Source organism: Pirellulales bacterium (assembly GCA_036499395.1).
Taxonomy (GTDB): domain Bacteria; phylum Planctomycetota; class Planctomycetia; order Pirellulales; family JACPPG01; genus JACPPG01.
Map to the genome: position 1 here is coordinate 1 of DASYDW010000109.1, position 18,443 is coordinate 18,443.

Here is an 18,443-nt window from a genome sequence, read left to right on the forward strand (position 1 = left end):
GCGTTCGAACGTCGCACCATTCGCTAATTTGATAAGGCTGAGATACATATATCTCGACAACGCCGACATTACTGATCTCTCGCCACTCACCGGACTTAGAAATCTTGAATTGATCAGTCTTCGTTCGACCCCCGTGCGTGATGTCTCACCGCTTGCTGGAATCAAGAGCCTAAAGTCCTTAGACCTTAGCTTTACCAAAGTAATCGACCTTTCGCCGCTCGCGAGGCTTACGAACCTGAAAAATCTCGACATTGGCTGCACCGAAGTCAGCGATCTTTCGGCGCTCGCGACGCTTACGAACCTGGAAAATCTGTATATCGGTGGTGCGCCAAACGTCAGCGATCTAGGCGCCCTGGCCGGACTTGAGAATCTTAAAACCCTCTGCCTCAATTACACCGGAATCCGAGACCTTTCGCGGCTCTCTAAACTGCAACGCCTAAAAGTCCTGGAACTCGAAGGTGTGGATGTGCGTGATCTAACTCCGCTTGAGACATTGACAAACTTGGAACTCCTCGACATCAACGATACCGACGTCGACGACCTTGCACCGCTCGCAGCACTAAAGAAGCTAAAATCGCTTGTGATCAATGCAACCCGAGTCAATCAAAAGCAAATGTTGCCGCTAAAGCAAGCTCTGCCACACTGCGACATTAAGGTTTCTGCAGTCGGGCCTGTTACACCGCCATAGGGCTAGAATCATCCATATCCCCCCGAACGCAAGCACGGCAGGACTGTAGGATTCAGGAGCGAGCGGTTTCGCTAGATCTGACTTCGGAGCTTTGCCGTTCCATGAGCGATGCCGACGACACACCAGACGAGATTCTTTCCGGACAACGAGTTCAAATCATCTCGGGAACCTTCGAGGGCTTTAGGGCAGTCGTCAAATCCATTGATCAAGAGAACGGGAAGGTCTTTGCCGAAATCCCCGTGTTCGGGAAAGTACATCACGTGGAACTTGGAAGAGGCGACGTCCGACCAATCAAGTAGTGACGTCCAATGCCCCAGCCCAAGCATACCCGCCGCTGGTTCCAGTTCTCGTTGAGGACGATGTTCGCCCTGATGACGTTGGTTGCGTTGTGGCTCGCCTCGGAACTAGCCACTATTCGCGAGCGCCGACAAATGCGAGAGAGAATACACGCGGATTTTGGGACTGTAATCAATGTATCCGAGGCCCGTGAACTTGGCCTTAGTTTGGAAAAGCAGTCGGTGAGCGTTCCGTTCTGGCGACGATGGCTCGGTGACGAGGCTGTCGCCGAAGTGGACCTGGCCTTTGGGTCTTTAGACGAAAAGGTGACGGCAGCGCAGAAAATGTTTCCTGAGGCCGTCGAGGTACTTATTGCCGACCCCTTTCCCACCGTGCCACTCAATTAGAGCGATTCCAGCATCTCGCGTACGGCCGCCGGATCATCGCACTCCTGGCGGCTCGTTGCTTCTTCAGAAGCTGTCGGGGAGCCATCCCCGTCGAGCACTGGCGCACCGTGTTCTTGGGCAAGGCCCGAGGTAGAATGGCGTCCATGCCCCCAGTCCCCAAGACCCGCCGCCGCTGGTATCAGTGAGGACATTCAAATGAATAGCGCTCTTTGGGGACCGTTGCTATTTGTATTCGACGTTTCGCCGGAGAATCAAATTTCCGGCTTCGTAATTACGGTGCTCCTGGCAGCCGCGATACTTAGCTTCCCGCTTCGTCCACGAACATGGACTGCTGCTATTGCCATTTGCGGCCTGGCGGCATGGCTTTTTGTAGGAGCAATCGGATCTGGCATCAATTGCTGACCAACTCACAGTTGGGACAATACAAAGCTCTCATGCCCCCAGCCCCCAAGCACACTCGCCGCTGGTTCCAATAACAGTGGGAGGAGTCGAGATGTATGAGCGCTTCTCAGACTCCGCTCGCCGCGCCATGCAGCGCGCTAACGAGAAAGCACTGGCAGTCCGAGGCCAAATAGGTACAGAGCACGTTCTGCTTGCGATTATTGAGGACGGGAACTGCGTCGCCACCAGTGTCCTGAAACACCTCGACGTGGATATGCAGGTCGTGCGAGGTGAAATCGAAAGGGTGGCTAAGAGCAGGCCGAGTCCGCCGCCGAAAGGTCGGCGACGGGAAGTCTACAGTGCCAAGAGGGTCGTTGAATACGCGATGGAAGAGGCTCGTGATATGGGCCACCGCTATGTCGGCACTGAACACATTTTGCTGGGGTTATTGCTTGATCAACAGGGTATCGCAGCACAAGCGTTGATGCACTCCGCCGTATCAGCCGATGCTGCGCGCCAACAGATTCTGCAAGTCATCGGTCGCGGAGGTAGCACTGTGGAAGGCATGGCCCTGGCACCTCGGGCGAGCGGTGGGCGACCCGTAATGGCCGGAGTGTTCGCGCTGCTGACGGGCCTGGCAATAATCTGGTACTGGCTACTTCACAATTGACAGCAAGATGATTCGTCGGCTCACGGCTAGCAAGGCTACCAACCTGACCGTGCGGCCAATCGACAACGCTACAATAGCCTTCCCATGCCCCCAGCCCCCAAATACAACCGCCGCTGGTTCCAGTTCGGAGTGGGGACGATGTTCGCCGTGGTCGCGATAGTGGCCGCCGCGTTGGTCGGTTACCGCGTCTTTGAGCCGCTCTTGGTCGAAATCAATTCGACAGCATTCGGAGACCAACCCGACGTTGCGACTACCGTCGCCGAGACGGCGCGTTTGGAGAACGTGTCTCTTATCAGGATCACGATCGGACAGAGCGACGATCGCTTTGTTGCAACGCTCATGACGGCACTGGCTAACATTGCGAATGCGAGAGGCGTCGAGCGCTTTATTATACTGAGACAATCGGACAATACGGACGGGAGCCGCTCGGTTATTGTTGGTTTTACAAACGCCAAAGACGCCGACTTAAAGCAGGAGTTTGGCGACCGGTACGATTACGTTGACGAATGGGGCAACCCGCGCGAGTACATCGACGCCTCTGATGCACGCACACTTTCTGCGAAGCTGCTCCAGGGGACTGCAGACGAGGGACGGCGCGAGACGCCGTGATTGTCGTCCAATGCCCCCAGCTCCCAAGACCCGCCGCCGCTGGTATCAGTTCTCGGTGGGGGCGATGTTCTTGGTGGCGACGGTCGTCGGGATCATGGCTTGGGCTTTGTCAATTCATCCGTGGACCATTGAACACTCGACGGTAGGCGATGCAACGACTGATCCAAGCGGAGTGGTGTCTTGGTCTGGAGAAATCACTTACGAATCGAATCCGGCTCTTCGCTGGCCTGTCGCAGCCATCCTCGCCCTGATTGCTTGGAAAGTCCTTTCGCTTATCGCCGCACGCCGACACTAGGCCTCAGCACTACTCTCTTAAGACACCACTTCCGGATGCCCCAAGCTCCCACGACCCGCCGCCAGTTGAGCACCCGCATGACGCTATTCGCGAGTGCTGCAATGCTCTTAGTTCCAGTAGTCTTGATTGTTTATTTGGAACGTCGGCCAACGATTCGGTGAGTCACAGAGTCCAGCGGACAGTGCGCGAGGGAGTTGGTAGGAGGAAAGCACAATGGCTGATGGCTCTTCATTCGACAGAGAACCGATTGACAAGCGTTTGCGCGAAATCATAGCGGAATCACGCCTCGACGCACGTCCACCGAGAGCACAAGCCGCTCTGGAAGGGTATATCGAAATCGTATGCGACGCCTTTCTGATGGGAGTAAGGTCGGGCAGGCTAACATCACGCACTTGGCCGGCACTCGAAGCGGGACTAAGGGCCTGCGTACGCACGTACGATATTGGGTTGCTCATCCCAACAGAGGCACGCCATATTGAGCACCTCCTATGGCCGGAGCATGAATGGCTTGCCTGGATCGAGGAGCTATCGCAAAGGCAGGGAACACACATGCCCGACTGGTCGGCGTTCTACGCGGAACGCGCGGAGTTAGATCGGAAAATCGAAGAACGCGACGATGGTTGAATAGGGCAGACGATCGTATATGCCCCCAGCTCCCAAGACCCGCCGCCGCTGGTTGCAGTTCGGGGTGGGACAATGCTTGTCGGTGGATTTCCAACTAACAATCTGAGCACATCAATGGGCAAGAGAATTCGGAAGTCGGTGAATGCTGAGCAATTCTGTGTTTTCGATTCCGACGGAAACATGCGCGCATGGCTCCACGCTTTCGGAGGCGATCCACGTCTCGATCTCCTAGATGAGAATGGTAGGGCTAGGGCAACTGTCGCGCTGGACAAGGGTGTCCCGACCATTTCGTTGCTGCGCGCGGATGGTAAGTTGCTTCTCGGCTTAGGAGTGTCGGCTGAGGGAGATACCGGAATCTCAATAGCTAGATCCGATGGAACCCTCCAGTTCCTTGTTCGGATAACGGAACAGGGGGCTGTTCAAATGACGGCTTTTGACAGTAACGGCCACCCGGCCTGGTCCATGCCGACACAATGATCGGTCGCGGTTGACGTGATTGCAGGAACCAATGTTGCGTCCATGCCCCCAGCTCCCAAGGCCCGCCGCCGCTGGTTATCACCATTGCTGCTGATGCTGGCTATTTGCGGATTCGCCATCCTGCAATTTGGCATTGATTCTCACGGCAGCCCGTTGCTTAAGACTCCTCTCTTTGTGATGGTCACCGTAGGGAATGGGGTGGTGACGCTGTGGGCGTACAAGGCGGGTTTCTATCGGTAGCATGGCTTGAATCATATCAGCCCGAGAAACATTCGACCGAGGGTGAAACTATCGCCGCAATGCTCCCAGCCCCTAAGCACAGCCGCCGGCGGTTCTGGTTCTCGTTGGGAGATTCGTCGCAAATCTTGCTCTCGTTCGATCAACAAACGCATTGCGTACTCGCATGAACCTGAAGGCATTTTCACGATCAAAGGCTACAATCAGGGCCCATCCTTGGCGCGCACTCGCTCTGACAGCTATTGCGGGGTTTGCGCTGTTGAATGCCCTGGCGTTCATGCATGCTTGGTCGATGACACACTTCGTGAAGATCGGCGGTCGTACGGCGGACAACGATTCTCAACTCGAAGAGATGCACCTAGCCGACAAGGCTCGTGCCGTCGTGTTCGGCGTGCGAATCAACCGCCCGGAGAATTACCGGACACCAAGCGATCTTGACCTCGTGTTCGACACATGCCGATTTGATGCTGGCGATGGGAACGAATGTGAGGCGTGGTTTGTCCCACAGAAGAACCCCAAGGGACTAGTCCTGCTTTTCCACGGATTCGCCAGTTGTAAAACGAATCTTTTGGCCGAATCGCAGGTGTTTCACGAACTGGGTTACGCCACGCTATTGGTTGACTTTCGCGGCTCTGGCGGCTCGGACGGTCATACGACGACGATAGGATTTCGTGAGGCCAATGACGTTCGGGCCGCGGTTGACTTTGCCGCTGAAGAACTGGGATATTCCGCACCGGTTTTGTATGGCCAATCTATGGGAAGTGCTGCCATTCTGAGGGCCATCGCAGTTCATGGTGTCCGGCCACGCGGCATCGTCATCGAGTGCCCATTCGACCGGTTGATTTCTACTGTGGAAAATCGCTTTTCCGCGATGGGATTGCCATCATTTCCTGCCGCTGAATTGCTCGTCTTTTGGGGCGGTGTCCAACAAGGATACTCTGGGTTCTCACACAACCCGGCCGATTACGCGAAGAGCGTGAACTGTCCTACGTTATTGTTGCACGGTGCAAATGACGCTCGCGTGACGCCAGTTCAGGTCCGCCAAGTATTCGATAATCTCGATGGACCAAAGCAACTTGTTCTATTCGATGAACTTGGTCATGGGGCCGGACTATTGGCCGATCCTGAACGCTGGACCTCAGTAATAGCTACCTATCTTGGTGAATTGCCAATAGGAGACATCCGCGTGCGGAACTCCGCGCCTGAACAGAACTAGCTTGCCCCCAGTCCCCAAGCACACCCGGCGGTGGTATCAGTTTTCATTGGGGACGATCTTTTCCAACCAGAACATGCGACTTCGATACCTGATGACTATCGCCGTGGCGGTCGGCAGCGCTGGCTGTCGGCCCACTGCCGATCAATCGAAGACAGAACAAAGCAATGGCATCGCGATTACAGCGAGTAGTACCGAGGTCGGATTGAGCGGAGGCGATTCGTGGTATCTCAATGTAAATCCGGCGGGAGTCGCCGAACTGATGATCAATTCCGTTCCTGTCCCCAAAACGCGGCAATTCCGCATTTCGCAAGAATGGTTGGACGCATTCCGTGCCGCTGTGGTTCAGGAGCGTTTCTTTGACCTAGATGATGACTACGGCCAGATTGTGCCCGACGGCAGCACTGACACGCTGACTTTAACGCAAGGCGATGAATCGAAGACGGTAAGAATCCATTTCTTGATGAACTGGTTGGGTGATCCGTCGAAACTTCGCGATCCATGTCGAGCTGTTCGGCTATTTATGATGTTGCGAGGATGGTTCGACGACTCTGACGCGGTTGACCTGCGGAAGTATGATCAACGTGTGCTCGACTCCATCGAGAAATGAACCGGAACACAATCCGGTGAATCTAATGAACGATATCGCCGACGAAGATCCAACGGACGTCTCTGGCCTTGCTCGGTGGATCACATCGCAAATTGCTACTTGGCAAAGCCACCTCGATGAGCCTCTTGGCGGCAGCGGCACGGTATATCTTCCGAAAGCATTGGGCGGGAGTGTAGGGGAGACTGCGAAGATTAGTCTGCATCCGCCATCGCCAGCCTACCTCTGCGCATCGACGTTTCAGAATCTTGTCGTCAAGCTTTGCTCAACTAGCATTGCCTTTGAGTTAAGTCACCGTTTTCCGGATGGCGGCAGACGCAAAGTCCGCGACATGATATTGGCGATGAGATGGGTCGCTGAACAGCTGATCAATCTGGAAACTTCTTGTCCAATTAGCGCTCGACACAAAACCGACGCCAGCCAAGCGGCTCCCGTACGCGATGACTCGGCTTCTTCGTCCGTAACTAGCGCTCACTCAAATAACAAACCGATCGAACCTAAACGGTTTGATGCTGGTCAGCTTGTCTTCTTTCAGGATCGAGTTGAACTTTGCGGTGCGGATATTTGCAGCGGACCTCGCTGTCAAACAAAAAGAGGAATTCTGGAAGTGCTTAGTAAGAAGAGAAGCAACGGCCGCTTCGTGGCCTACAGCGGTAGCGAACTGGCAAAAGAACTAGGCCTCAGTGGCGGTCAGGGAACCGTGAGTGGAGCGATGCGAGACTTACGCAATGACATTACCAAAGCACTTCTGACCCACGGTAGCCTCCGCTGTGGGCGCACGGAGGTGATACTTAGCGGAGGAATAGGATATCGGTTTGCCGAGTCTATAACGGTTGAGCATGACGGCCAACAGCACGATGGCATTTTAACCACCGATGGCGATAGCAATGTCCGTGGTGTCCGTGATCTTGATGTCCGTGATGTCCGTGAACCTGTCGATGCATCGAATCCTGTTTCGAGCTTGCGTCAAGAATGGATTCTAGCGCAATTGTCCTTAGAAAGGCGATTGAAGGCACGTAATGTCGCAGATCGCTTTAAGATTTCGCGGAAAACAGCAGAACGCGATCTCACGGCCTTGAGAGAAGGGGGCAGAATTGAGTACGTGGGAAGCCGCCGTAACGGGTGCTACCGCATACGGCGCCCGGGCCAACCAGGGCCATAGCTATGCCGAGTATTTCAGAATGCGAGCTGCCACGAGGATATCGGAAGAAGGCGAGAAAGCAGCGTCCACACACGCGGCGATGAACGGTTCAAACGAAGGGCAGTCGCCCCGATTGTCTCTAAAGGAAATTGGACGTATCTCACGTAACCCAGAGATTCCTTTAGAGATCGGACATTCAATTCGCTTGCCTCGCGGCACGTGGTCGAAGTAAAGATCGATCCGGTCGACCAACTCCGACAGTATTTGGCGCAAGCGCGAGGGACTCGCTTTCTCAATTTCCTGGGCGAGGTTCCAAAGTCGATCGACGTAGGCATCGGCGGTTTCTTCGATGCTGTCCGTGCTGCACGTCGACTCTGCCTTGGTCAGTTCTACGGCCGCCAGATCGCGGCTCTTTCGCATCTTCGAGAGTTCATCGGCGAGCATGTCTGCGACGTCGTCAGGAGCCTTCAGGAATCGCCTCTTGGCAACCTCAAGCTCCCGTTCGATTTTCGCCAAGGAATCTCGCAGGTCTTCGACTCGGCCCGGCCCTGAATCGGCTGACTCACGAAGGATCGACAACACTTCCTGCCTGAGGGCTTCGCGGTGTCCGCCAGCCAGAATCTCGGTCCTGAGCTTGTCGACAAGGAAATCGAGAATCAAACCCTGGTCTACCGAATGGTAACCGCAGCCTGTGGTCCGCCCTGCCGAGCAGTAGGTACTGCAAATGTACTTGGGGTAATAATAGGTGCGACTCGCCTTGCGCCGTGACTTGAGACTGCCGTACATTTTTCGCCCGCAGTGTCCGCAGTAAAGGAGCCCCGAAAGAAGATAGGCATCAGGCGATGCCTTCTTGCCGCGCCTTTGAGCTTTCTTCCCGTCGAGCTTCTCCTGCACGGCCCGGAATATCTTCCCGTCGATGATCGCGGGATGGGCATTCTCCTTCACAATCCGCGATTCCGGAGCGTTGTAACGCATCGCGTGACCGTCGGTCCGAGCTTTGATTTCGTCGGCATCGACACGATGGTAATTCCCCATGCGCCGCTTGGCCCATACGAACCGACCGACGTAGGCTTCGTTACGAAGCATCTCCCGGATGGTCCCCATGAACCAGCGACCGCCAGTCGGGCCTGGGACGCCGCGCTGGTTCAGCGTCTCCGCCATTCGCCGCATGCCGATGACTTCGTTGGCATAAGTGTCGAACAGCCAGCGAGCCGTATCTAACCTCTCCGGTTCATCAGTTGGCACAAGTGTCACATGCCAACTGCGCGGCTTGGCAACCGATTCTCCGTTCTTGACGCGCTGGAGAGGGGCGCCAGATTCGTCAACAAGCATTCGGTCGTAGCCATAGGACGCCGCCTGTCCGCACAGGAATCCGCGTTTGGCATTTGTAATTTGCCCGCGCGCCGTGTTGCGCGACAGATCACGCAGGAATTGATGCTTCCCCTCCTGCTTCATGCTGTACATCATTCGGCCGGTGAAGTCGTTCCAGTTCACCGGGCCTTCGGCCACAGTCACCAGGCGTACACCCGCGTTGCGGAGCGGGTGAATCCAGTGTCCGGCTTCGATCGAATCGAACCGCCCGAAGCGATCTTGGTCCCATACCAGGATCGCCTCAAAGTCCGGACCATTGCAGGCCGCGCGATGCATCGCCAAAAAGCCCGTGCGCTTTTCTGTGGCGTCCCCGGAGATGCCATCGTCTTCATACCATCGAACTATGCGATAGCCGTTGCTCTCGGCATACCGCTCAATTTCACGCCGCTGATCGGCCAGCGACCCTTCCTGCTTCTCTGTCGATCTTCTGAGGTATCCAACAGCGGGAGTCATTGGGCACCCTCGATCAGCTTCTGAAATTTGGCTATGTGTTTGCCGGTATCACGAGCTTGCTGCAATGCGACCTTGCTTAGTCCACGCTGCCCAAGTCTCTTGAAATCGGCGGCCAGCGCCTCGGATTCTTGTCTGAATTCGGAGAGCGTGGGAAGAACTGTCTCGCGGACGTACTCGGGCGATCCAGACGGCGCAGACGGCTTCTCAGGCTTACAGACGCACTCAATGCCAAGGTGCGAAAACCGGGCATTGAACGCCGCGCGAAATAGATTTGACTCGTGCGCATCCGACCTCCATAGGTGCATGGATTCGCCGTTTGAGACGATGTACACATCGTAATTTGAAGCCATTTTGGTCCCTTCGTGCGCGACAGGCGCGCAAAAAAACCGCAGCCCCGGTCAGTCGCTTCTAAGCGCCGTTGAGAGCGCCGCGCACGCGGCAGAGCCGTCGTTCCGAGACCTGCTTCGGCCCCAAGCGACTACGGACCTCGGCGACGGTCCGACGTCGTCGCTCGGGGCTTACCAGTTTGGGCGGGCGGCCTCACGCAGGATCTGATTGTCCAACGCTTTCTCGGCCACCAGACGCTTCAGCCGCGCGTTCTCCGTCTGCAATTCTTGCAGCTGACGCGCCATCTGCGGATCCATTCCGCCGTACTTCGTCCGCCAACGATAATACGTCTGTTCGCTGATCCCTAGCTGCTCGCAGACCTCGGGAACCTTCTCGCCTTTCCCCAAAGCAACGTCCGCTTGACGCAGCATCGCTACGATCTGTTCCCCACTGTGTCGCTTCTTCATGGCGAATCCTTTCCGGCCCTACGGGCCGGCTGGATTCTCTCATATACGCTGGATCAGATTTCCGGGAGGGGGTCACGAGCAGGCCGGCAGGTCTGGCGGAATGTGGGATCTTTCTCATAGAAAATGCGTATTCTTCGAGCAACGAGGGCCCCTTCCTTTCCATCCTCTCGAAAAATGAGAGAAGACCAAGGCCGAGCGTTCTTATGCGTAACTCGCTGGCACGACATATCTTAAGGGGCCTATTTCGCAACGGATTCTGCGGCTGGTCTGATCTTGCGATGACGCGAAGCCTTGGAAGTCATGCTACGTCCTTCAACACCGCACTATCCTCAAAAGTTACGAATAACACCCAGGGCTGCCATGACGACGATACGTTCTGAAACCGCTCGGCTATGCGCTGGGTAGAATCACTGCGCCGGCCTGACACATTCCAGGGGGGAAAGGGCCGGGCCATCGGTAGTGGCGCGGTAGTGGCGAAATGCTTTGCATTACCCGTCGTATCTTGCAAAATAGTCTCACGGGAACCCGGCAGTAACTTCAAACGTCCCTTCGGATGAGTTGCCGATCACTTCCGCACTTCGCAGCATCGCACTCGTATTTCAATTCTGGCAGGGGGCTTTCATGGTACGCCATGTATCATCAGGACTTGTCCGCGTCCGCTTATCGAGGATTGCTGGTGCGCTGCTGGCCATTGGCATCGCTTTGAACGCAATCTCGTGCCCTGCCGCCACGTCGATCACGTTCTATGGTTTCGACGACGCGGCTTATTCGCCAATGGCGCGCGAGGGCATGGAAGAAATCTTTGCTGGCCATCTGTTCCACGCCGCGCTTCCAGCGGCCGCGGGGCGCTTGGTATTTAGCACGACGGGACCTGCACAGAAGAGTGCCGGGTTTAAGCCTGATTCTCCCGACGGCCGGTTTTACGCCTCGGGCCGGTTGCCGTCGCCCCCCACGCGCACCGCCGGCGTCGATCCCGGCTTTGCCCTTGGCGAAAGTGCAATCACTCGCAATCAGTCACTGCACCTGACGATCAACTGCTTCATGTGCCACGCCGGCATGGTCAACGGTCAGGTCGTGGCCGGCATGGCCAACAATCACATCAATCAATCCGACCCGCGGAAAGTCCGCACCCGTGGCGACAATTTTGGGCCTTACGCCGTCTGGCTTCTGGGCGCGCGCTTGGAAGACCCCGCCAACAAAGGATTGACGCTGGCCAGCAAATCGACCGAGCTCGAGAAAATCATCGCGTCCACGCCGCTGCCGCCGGTCGATCCGATGCCCTGGTGGTTGATGAAATACAAGAAAAAGGACTACTGGTACGCCGACGCAGCACCGACCGATGCCGGCAGCTTCTCGATCAACTTCACCACGCCGCACGCCGAGATGAACGAGCATCACCTGGATCATGTCCAGACGGTCGCCAAGGCGTTGGCCTTCGCCCGCGAGACGCAGTCACCGCCGTTCCCTGGCAAGCTCGATCCGAACCTCGTCGAGCGCGGCGCGGATTTGTTTCACGGCCGTACGCCGCCGCTCGAAACCACGGGCTTTCGCGCCTGCAAGACCTGCCACGGCAGTTACGCGCGCAAGGATAATGCCGGTGACCTCGGCGAGCCGGGCTCCTGGAAAGTTGATTACGACTTTTCACACGTGCTACGCAACGTGAAAACCGACCCTGCCTACAACAGCACGTTGCAAAAGTTCCAGCCCATCGCCGATCATATCAACAAGCTCGAAACCTACATGACCGCCCAGGGCATTCCGCGAGAGTCGATTCCGCACGCCGCTGCTCCGGCCGGCGAAGGTTATGTCGCGCCGCCGCTGGTGGGTGTTTGGGCCTCGGCCCCCTATTTCCACAACGGCTCGGTCCCCACGATCGAAGCCGTGCTGAACTCGGCCGAACGGCCCGAAATCTGGGCCCGCAATCACCAAGACGCGGTCGCCTATGACCTGGAACACGTGGGCATGGCGTACAAACCGGTATCGCGCTCCGAGTTCGACGAAAGTGCCGAACGGGCGAAGGGCAAGCCGTTTGCCGCGCAAGCCGCGATCGATCACGGCGCGAACTACGACACGACGGCCTTCGGACACGGCAATACGGGCCACACCTTCGGCGATCATCTTTCGCCCGAAGAACGCCGCGCGATCCTCGAATTCCTCAAGAGCCTGTCCGGCCCCGACATGTAATCAATGGCCTTGCCCGCTTTAAGTAGAGGATGAACACCTTGTCGACAGCCACGCTTAAACGCCGTCGCCTTGATTTCCACTCGTGGCCCGAGGTATTGGCAGATATCGATCATCTGCACCGCACAGGCTACCAACGTGCAGGCAATTGGGACTTGTCGCAGGTCCTGGACCACGTGGGCGAAGGACTGCGGACGGCGGTGCGCGGCTTCGATCATCGCGGTCCGTGGATTGTGCGCAAGCTGATCGGCCCGATCATTCTCAAGCGCATCCTTCAACAGCGTCGCATGAAGGCCGGCATCAAGGTGCCCGCTTGGTGGCTCCCGGGCCCCACGCACGACGAGTCAGACGCCGTGAATCGCTTTCGCTCCGACCTGACGGCATTTCAAGAACTGAAATCCGAGCCGCACCCGCACCCCTTCTTCGGCTCAATCAGCAAGTCGCAATGGAACGACCTGATGCTGATCCACTCGAGCCACCATTTGGGCTTTCTGGTGCCGAACGGCTAGCATCCATGCACTCGCATGATGACGCTCAGTGCGAGTGCTTATTCATCCGTCGCCAATGGCTGGCGAATCTCGTAGCGCGTCATACCGTTGACCTTCTGCGGCAGCTCTTTGACCAGGCAGTTCTTACGGCATTCCGCGATTGTCATAGGATGCCGCGCCCACTGTCCTGCCTTGAACTCGAAGGTATCCTTGTTCGCATCTTCCAGCAGGATGAACGACCGATCGTATTCGACGCGGACCTTTCGCTGCGGCGCCTGAGTTTGCTGCACTGGTGCCGCCGCAACTGGCGGAGTTATGAATCGTTGAGCGTTTTTCCGCCGTTGGTAATGTCCGCGACTTTTAGCCACTTGAATGCTCCGAGGTTGGTGTGCCGCATGACCGCGCGCACGAAAGGCGGAAAATCCAGCGTTTTGCCCTTACGAACCCTAGCGGTACCGCGAAGGCTGAATGGCGATTCTCTCAACGATCGCCAAAATGTGCGAAACGTGTCGACCAGAGCCGAGCCAGATCAGCACGGACGAGCTGGACCGCCAAACCAGCAAGAAGATCGAAGAAATGGCGGATGTTTAGTCAATCCAGTCGATTGACGCCCTCAAGGCCAAGCCATTTGACTGTAGCACATCGTGGCGACAATACCATAGCCGTTCGAGGCTCCTTCTTGGATTTGGCCTCAGATCGCACCGAAAGTGGAAACTCCGAACCTCGTCATTTCAACCACTTTCAGGCGGCTCTCCATCAAAAAAAGCAGTCGCCTTTAGCCGGACCAATACAAGCGGGGCTTGCCTCGTCGCGCCATCCCTCGAAGACCACGGCGAGGATGGGTATTTTGCATAGCTTCCGGCGACTCGCAGAGCACCTTGTCGCCATACCATATTGAACGACACGCGATTTCGAAACTTGTCGGCTACGTGGGGCAAAGAAAATGCAGACGTCAAGGATGCATGGCGCTTTGTTGACCGAGCGATCCCTCCGGGATTTATGGCCCATAGAATCGCCGCAAGGGGAAGTGGTAGATTGGGAAAAATATTCGACCGCGATAGGCCGAAACCAGCGCGCGTCAACTCCCTCCCGGTGAACTCGTGCCTCGATGATCACGCGAATCGAACTAGTCAACTTCATGTCGCACGCGCACACCGTCATCGAGCCGGCCGCTGGGCTGACGGTCCTGGTGGGCCCGAACAATGTGGGCAAGAGCGCCGTCGTGGCAGCGTTGCAGATTCTCTGCCACAACGACAATTCCACCTACGTTCTTCGACACGGCCAAAAAGAATGCTCGGTCAAGATCCAGACCGATGATGGCCACACGATCGAATGGCGGCGTAGGACATCTCCCAGCTACGTGATCGACGGCTGCACGTTCGATCGGCTGCGCAACAGCGGCTCACCAGATGAACTCCACGCGGCGCTGCGGCTTCGCAAGGTCGACAGTGGAGGGGACGCGGATTTCGACGTTCATTTCGGCTCTCAGAAATCACCGATCTTTTTGTTGGCCAGTTCACCTGCCAATGCGGCACGGTTTTTTGCGTCGTCGTCCGATGCGATTCGCCTGGTGGCGATGCAAAAACGGCACAAGGACAAGTTGTCCGAAGCGCAACGCGAAAAAACTCGCTTGGAAGAGCAGTCCAGGCACTTCAACGCCGAACTCGAAGTATTGGAGCCGATCGTTGGCTTGGAGCGTCGGCTTGTCCAACTGGAACGAACCAGCGAAGAGCTGCTGCAAGACGACGTTTCGATCAGCGCAGCAAGCAAGTGCGAAGCTGAGCTAGCGAATCAACTGGCGGCAGAGACTGAGCTCGCCGCGCGGGCGATGTCGCTTGCATCACTAACGGCACCGCCGGCTTTGTTTCCAACCGCGCCCCTAGAGCGAACAACTCGGGAACTAACGACGGCAACGCGTGACTGTGACGAGAGCAAATCGATTGCGGGCGTGCTGGCCGAGCTACCAGCGGTACCGCACCTTGCGCCCACCGATGGTCTGGCCAACCTTGTCGCCCGGCTCGAAGCCGCCATGCTGAAAGAACTCGAAGCCGATACACGGGTGTCGTCGTTGAGGACGCTGGGAGCTCTTCCCGCGATGCACAACGCTTCCGGCCTGCAGGAGTTGATCGCGGACATTCAAAACATTTCAAAGACGATCGAACACAGCCGTCTACAAAGTGATTTGCTTTCGCAGGCGGCGGCGCCACCGGCCATGCCCGACACTGCAACCTTGGAAGGGATTTGCCGCCGCCTCGATCTTTGCAGAGTGAGCATCGAAGCACTGGAAAGCCAGCTTTCCTCGTGCGAGTCGCTTACGGCACCGCCTGATTTGGCGCAAGAGCAGCCGTTGCGCCGGCTGATCGAAGCACTTTCTATCATTAGTCAGTCGTCCAACCACCATGAGCGATCGGTGGCTGCGTTGAAGACCGTGGTGCTGCCACCAGTTCCCGCGGCAACCGTCAACTTGGCCATGCACATCGAGCGAATCGAGAAAACGGCCGTATATATGCAAAGTTGCCGCGCAGACTTCGAAGCTGCCGCGGCGGACCTGTCGACTATCGCTACGGAGTTGCGCGCCAGTGCCGAGGGTAAAATGTGCCCGATTTGCGGCAACCCGCTCGATCCTGAACGCCTGGTCGCGAGCGCCGCGGCAGGGCTAGAGGGGCATGGCCATGCCTGATATCCAATTCACAGGTCTACTGCTCATCGGCGATCCGCACCTGGAGGGGCGGCAGCCCGGTTTTCGTAAGGATGATTACCCGAATGTCATCGTGGACAAACTGGCCTGGTGCCTCGACTATGCCGCTACGCATCGACTTCTACCCGCCATCCTTGGCGACTTGTTTGACAAGCCACGCGACAATCCTAACTGGCTTCTCGGTGGGCTTATGGAGCTGCTTACGGGCGAGGTGATCGGTTTATATGGAAACCACGACGTCCACTACAACCCGGAACTAACGGAACACGATTCACTCAGCTTGTTGGTCAAATCGAATCGACTGCGTTTGGTCAGCAGTGACGCCCCGTGGCGCGGAATCATCGGAGGCCGGAACGTGATCGTAGGCGGCTCGTCGTATCGCCAAGAGATCCCTGATAGCTTTTCGCCGGGCGACGCCTCGCAGCCGCTGGTGATATGGCTCACGCATCATGACATTCTCATTCCCGGCTACGAAGAGGGGCGTATCAAGCCCCGCGAAATTCCGGGAATCGACATGGTCATCAACGGTCACATTCATCGACGTTTGGGCGAAATTCAATCAGGCACGACAAGATGGATCACACCGGGTAACATCAGCCGACGCTCGCGCAGTGACGCCGCCCGGGAGCATATTCCGTCTGCCTTGCGGATCGACATATCCTCGTCCGATTACGAGCTGCGATACATTGAAATACCCCATCGCTCCTTCGAGGAAGTGTTTCACGAAGCCGTGCTCGAAACGGCGGACCTCGCAGGGCCATCCGCCTTTATCGCGGGCTTGTCCGAGTTGCAGTCGCGGCGCACGGCGACCGGCGCCGGTTTAAAGGAGTTTTTGCAACACAATCTTGGGCAATTTGACCAGCCGGTGGCTGCCGAGATCATGTCCCTGGCCAGCGAGGTAATGAATGACAGACACAACGACACCGTCAAGTAACTCGAAAGAACAAACGATCGAAGAATTGCAAGCGCGGTATCAATCGCTCAACACCCGCAAGATCCAAGCCGAGGCGCATCTCGATAATGCAAGAAAGCAGCTCGCGACGCTGAAGCAAGAGGCCATACGAGAGTACGGAACGGACGATCTGACAGAGTTGCGCGAGAAACTGACCACGATGAAGGCCGAAAACGAACAAAAGCGGAAGAGCTACCAGGCCGATCTCGACCGAATCGAATCCGAGTTGGCCGAGGTCGACGAGCGGTTCGCAGCCACGGAAACTCCCCCGGTCGACAAATAGCAGGCTTCCTGATGCCACCGCCGACGTATCCGGACTCACCTATCAGCGACCCACCAACCGTCCGCAGCCTTGCCGAGACGCGCAGGCGCATCGACCGCTTGATCGACAAACGGGATGATCGGGTGCGCGACTCGCAACGTCTGGCCAGCAAGTTCGCGCAGCTCAATGCGTACCTGTCCGTGGCCGATCAGGTGACCGTCGCTTTGGAAAAACTCAGCGAGCAGCTATTCCAGGAACTCTTGGACGTCGTTCAAGAGAAGCTCACAATTGCCCTGCAAGAAATATTAGATCAACCGATCAAATTCCGTGCCCAAGCTGACTTCAAGCGCGGCGTGGCGACCGTCGAATTCTGGATCGACCACAATGGAAACCGAGAAGACGTGCTGCGAGGGCAGGGAGGGTCGGTGGCCAACGTTCTCAGCGTGGGCTTGCGCATGTTTGCGCTCGCCACACTCGATCCCGCGGAGCACCGGCGCTTTCTCGTTCTCGACGAGCAGGATTGTTGGCTGCGTCCCGACTTGGTTCCCAAGCTAGTCAAAATGGTCCACGAGGCTGCGAACGCCTTGGGATTTCAAATCTTGATGATCAGCCATCACGATGTCGCTCTCTTCGAGCGCTACGCGGACCGCATCTATCAGTTTGGCCTGAACGCCGACGGCGCGATCGATGTGCGCCAATTATCAAGTCCGGCGGCTGACCCAGATGCGGCCGATTGAATCGTCCCGTCTTCGCAGCGACGATCGTCATCAGTCGGTCGAACGCGTGAAAGAGGACGAACAATTGTCGCAATTCGCCGGCGCGTCTGACCTTGCCCCCAAGTTTGATCCACTTGGAATGCTAGAGACAAAGGGTTTTCACGGGGGGCTAGCCCCCCGTGAAAAATTCGCGAACTCGACCGGCGTGCGATCCCCCAGAGCGCTGTGATGCCGATGCCGGTTGTAATCATCTCGCCAGGTATCGATCACCTCCTGGGCGTCTATGAGCGACAAGAACCAGTGCTGATTCAAGCACTCTTGCAGAAACTTCCCGTTGAACGACTCGATGAACGCGTTATCCGTAGGCTTGCCCGGTCGGCTGAAGTCGAGCTTCACGCCATTGAAGTAAGCCCATCAATCCAAACTCTTCGAAATGAACTCGGGGCCGTTGTCCACGCGGATCGTCCGCGGCAAGCCGCGCTCGGCAGTAACTGCCTCCACCGCCTTGACAACGTTGTCGCCACGAAACCGCTGGCCAGCCCGCAGCAGCAGGCTCTCACGGCTAAAGTTATCGACTAACGTCAAAATCCGGAAGCGCTGGCCTTGGTACAATTGATCGGACATGAAGTCCATGCTCCAACACTCGTTGGTTCCGCGGGCCAGCGGGCGTTCCAGGCGAACAGCACAGCTCTTGCGACGCTTGGGATTCTGGCGACGAAGCAGCAATCCTTCCTCGACGTACAAGCGATAGACCAATTTGTGGTTCACTAGAGCCGGTTTCAAAACTGTGTTGAAGTAAACTTGCGCCCTGTAGGGACTTCGGTTAAGACGGTGATCGAAAGGAGACTTTCGATGGCCAAGCGACACGATGTCGAAGTCAGCGATGAGCAGTGGGAGAAAATC

21 protein-coding genes are annotated in these 18,443 nt (G+C 56.8%); 16 read left to right on the forward strand and 5 right to left on the reverse strand.

All coding sequences use genetic code 11. The features are described from left to right. From VGN12_19910 to VGN12_19950, 9 genes are all read left to right on the forward strand, one after another. A partial coding sequence (locus VGN12_19910) for a leucine-rich repeat domain-containing protein (protein HEY4311722.1) occupies window positions 1-688 on the forward strand: 688 nt, incomplete at its 5' end. A 101-nt stretch (window positions 689-789) separates the two neighbouring features. Continuing rightward, window positions 790-987: a KOW motif-containing protein gene (locus VGN12_19915; protein HEY4311723.1), complete on the forward strand. Its 198-nt coding sequence runs from the start codon at window positions 790-792 to the stop codon at window positions 985-987. A 9-nt stretch (window positions 988-996) separates the two neighbouring features. Beyond that, window positions 997-1,371, forward strand: a complete 375-nt coding sequence (locus tag VGN12_19920) for a hypothetical protein (GenBank protein HEY4311724.1) — start codon at window positions 997-999, stop codon at window positions 1,369-1,371. Window positions 1,372-1,864: 493 nt separating this feature from the next. Next, window positions 1,865-2,422, forward strand: coding sequence for a Clp protease N-terminal domain-containing protein (locus VGN12_19925; protein ID HEY4311725.1), 558 nt, complete (start codon window positions 1,865-1,867; stop codon window positions 2,420-2,422). Window positions 2,423-2,560: 138 nt separating this feature from the next. After that, window positions 2,561-3,031: a hypothetical protein gene (locus VGN12_19930; protein ID HEY4311726.1), complete on the forward strand. Its 471-nt coding sequence runs from the start codon at window positions 2,561-2,563 to the stop codon at window positions 3,029-3,031. A gap of 1,438 nt (window positions 3,032-4,469) precedes the next feature. Then, the gene (locus VGN12_19935) at window positions 4,470-4,667 is read left to right on the forward strand and encodes a hypothetical protein (protein HEY4311727.1); all 198 of its coding nucleotides are present in this window, start codon (window positions 4,470-4,472) and stop codon (window positions 4,665-4,667) included. Window positions 4,668-4,830: 163 nt separating this feature from the next. After that, window positions 4,831-5,880, forward strand: a complete 1,050-nt coding sequence (locus VGN12_19940) for an alpha/beta fold hydrolase (protein ID HEY4311728.1) — start codon at window positions 4,831-4,833, stop codon at window positions 5,878-5,880. Between the two features lie 103 nt (window positions 5,881-5,983). After that, window positions 5,984-6,487 carry a hypothetical protein gene (locus tag VGN12_19945; protein HEY4311729.1) on the forward strand — a complete coding sequence of 168 codons (504 nt, stop codon included), beginning with the start codon at window positions 5,984-5,986 and terminating at the stop codon, window positions 6,485-6,487. Between the two features lie 25 nt (window positions 6,488-6,512). Beyond that, window positions 6,513-7,646: a hypothetical protein gene (locus tag VGN12_19950; protein ID HEY4311730.1), complete on the forward strand. Its 1,134-nt coding sequence runs from the start codon at window positions 6,513-6,515 to the stop codon at window positions 7,644-7,646. On the opposite strand, the gene VGN12_19955 is transcribed toward VGN12_19950, so the two are convergent. Beyond that, window positions 7,647-9,449 carry a recombinase family protein gene (locus VGN12_19955; GenBank protein ID HEY4311731.1) on the reverse strand — a complete coding sequence of 601 codons (1,803 nt, stop codon included), beginning with the start codon at window positions 9,447-9,449 and terminating at the stop codon, window positions 7,647-7,649. A gap of 518 nt (window positions 9,450-9,967) precedes the next feature. Then, complete coding sequence (locus tag VGN12_19960; GenBank protein HEY4311732.1) at window positions 9,968-10,243, reverse strand: transposase; 276 nt, start codon at window positions 10,241-10,243, stop codon at window positions 9,968-9,970. Window positions 10,244-10,864: 621 nt separating this feature from the next. On the opposite strand from VGN12_19960, the gene VGN12_19965 reads away from it, so the two are divergent. After that, complete coding sequence (locus VGN12_19965) at window positions 10,865-12,427, forward strand: hypothetical protein (protein HEY4311733.1); 1,563 nt, start codon at window positions 10,865-10,867, stop codon at window positions 12,425-12,427. A gap of 38 nt (window positions 12,428-12,465) precedes the next feature. Beyond that, window positions 12,466-12,933: a DUF1569 domain-containing protein gene (locus VGN12_19970; protein HEY4311734.1), complete on the forward strand. Its 468-nt coding sequence runs from the start codon at window positions 12,466-12,468 to the stop codon at window positions 12,931-12,933. Between the two features lie 38 nt (window positions 12,934-12,971). On the opposite strand, the gene VGN12_19975 is transcribed toward VGN12_19970, so the two are convergent. Then, the gene (locus VGN12_19975) at window positions 12,972-13,280 is read right to left on the reverse strand and encodes a hypothetical protein (GenBank protein ID HEY4311735.1); all 309 of its coding nucleotides are present in this window, start codon (window positions 13,278-13,280) and stop codon (window positions 12,972-12,974) included. Between the two features lie 100 nt (window positions 13,281-13,380). On the opposite strand from VGN12_19975, the gene VGN12_19980 reads away from it, so the two are divergent. The 5 genes from VGN12_19980 (at window position 13,381) to VGN12_20000 (ending at window position 17,561) form a co-directional block, all read left to right on the forward strand. Continuing rightward, the gene (locus VGN12_19980) at window positions 13,381-13,503 is read left to right on the forward strand and encodes a hypothetical protein (GenBank protein HEY4311736.1); all 123 of its coding nucleotides are present in this window, start codon (window positions 13,381-13,383) and stop codon (window positions 13,501-13,503) included. A gap of 517 nt (window positions 13,504-14,020) precedes the next feature. Beyond that, window positions 14,021-15,592, forward strand: coding sequence for an AAA family ATPase (locus tag VGN12_19985; protein ID HEY4311737.1), 1,572 nt, complete (start codon window positions 14,021-14,023; stop codon window positions 15,590-15,592). Continuing rightward, complete coding sequence (locus VGN12_19990; protein HEY4311738.1) at window positions 15,585-16,544, forward strand: metallophosphoesterase; 960 nt, start codon at window positions 15,585-15,587, stop codon at window positions 16,542-16,544. The genes VGN12_19985 and VGN12_19990 overlap by 8 nt, the downstream gene beginning before the upstream one ends. Next, on the forward strand, window positions 16,516-16,845 hold the full coding sequence (locus VGN12_19995; protein ID HEY4311739.1) for a hypothetical protein: 330 nt from the start codon (window positions 16,516-16,518) through the stop codon (window positions 16,843-16,845). Before VGN12_19990 ends, VGN12_19995 begins: the two co-directional genes overlap by 29 nt. 11 nt (window positions 16,846-16,856) lie before the next feature. Next, a complete protein-coding gene (locus VGN12_20000; protein HEY4311740.1) occupies window positions 16,857-17,561 on the forward strand; it encodes a DNA repair protein in 705 nt (234 codons plus the stop codon). Between the two features lie 138 nt (window positions 17,562-17,699). On the opposite strand, the gene VGN12_20005 is transcribed toward VGN12_20000, so the two are convergent. Continuing rightward, window positions 17,700-17,936 carry a transposase gene (locus VGN12_20005; GenBank protein HEY4311741.1) on the reverse strand — a complete coding sequence of 79 codons (237 nt, stop codon included), beginning with the start codon at window positions 17,934-17,936 and terminating at the stop codon, window positions 17,700-17,702. Between the two features lie 18 nt (window positions 17,937-17,954). Beyond that, a partial coding sequence (locus VGN12_20010) for a DDE-type integrase/transposase/recombinase (GenBank protein HEY4311742.1) occupies window positions 17,955-18,443 on the reverse strand: 489 nt, incomplete at its 5' end.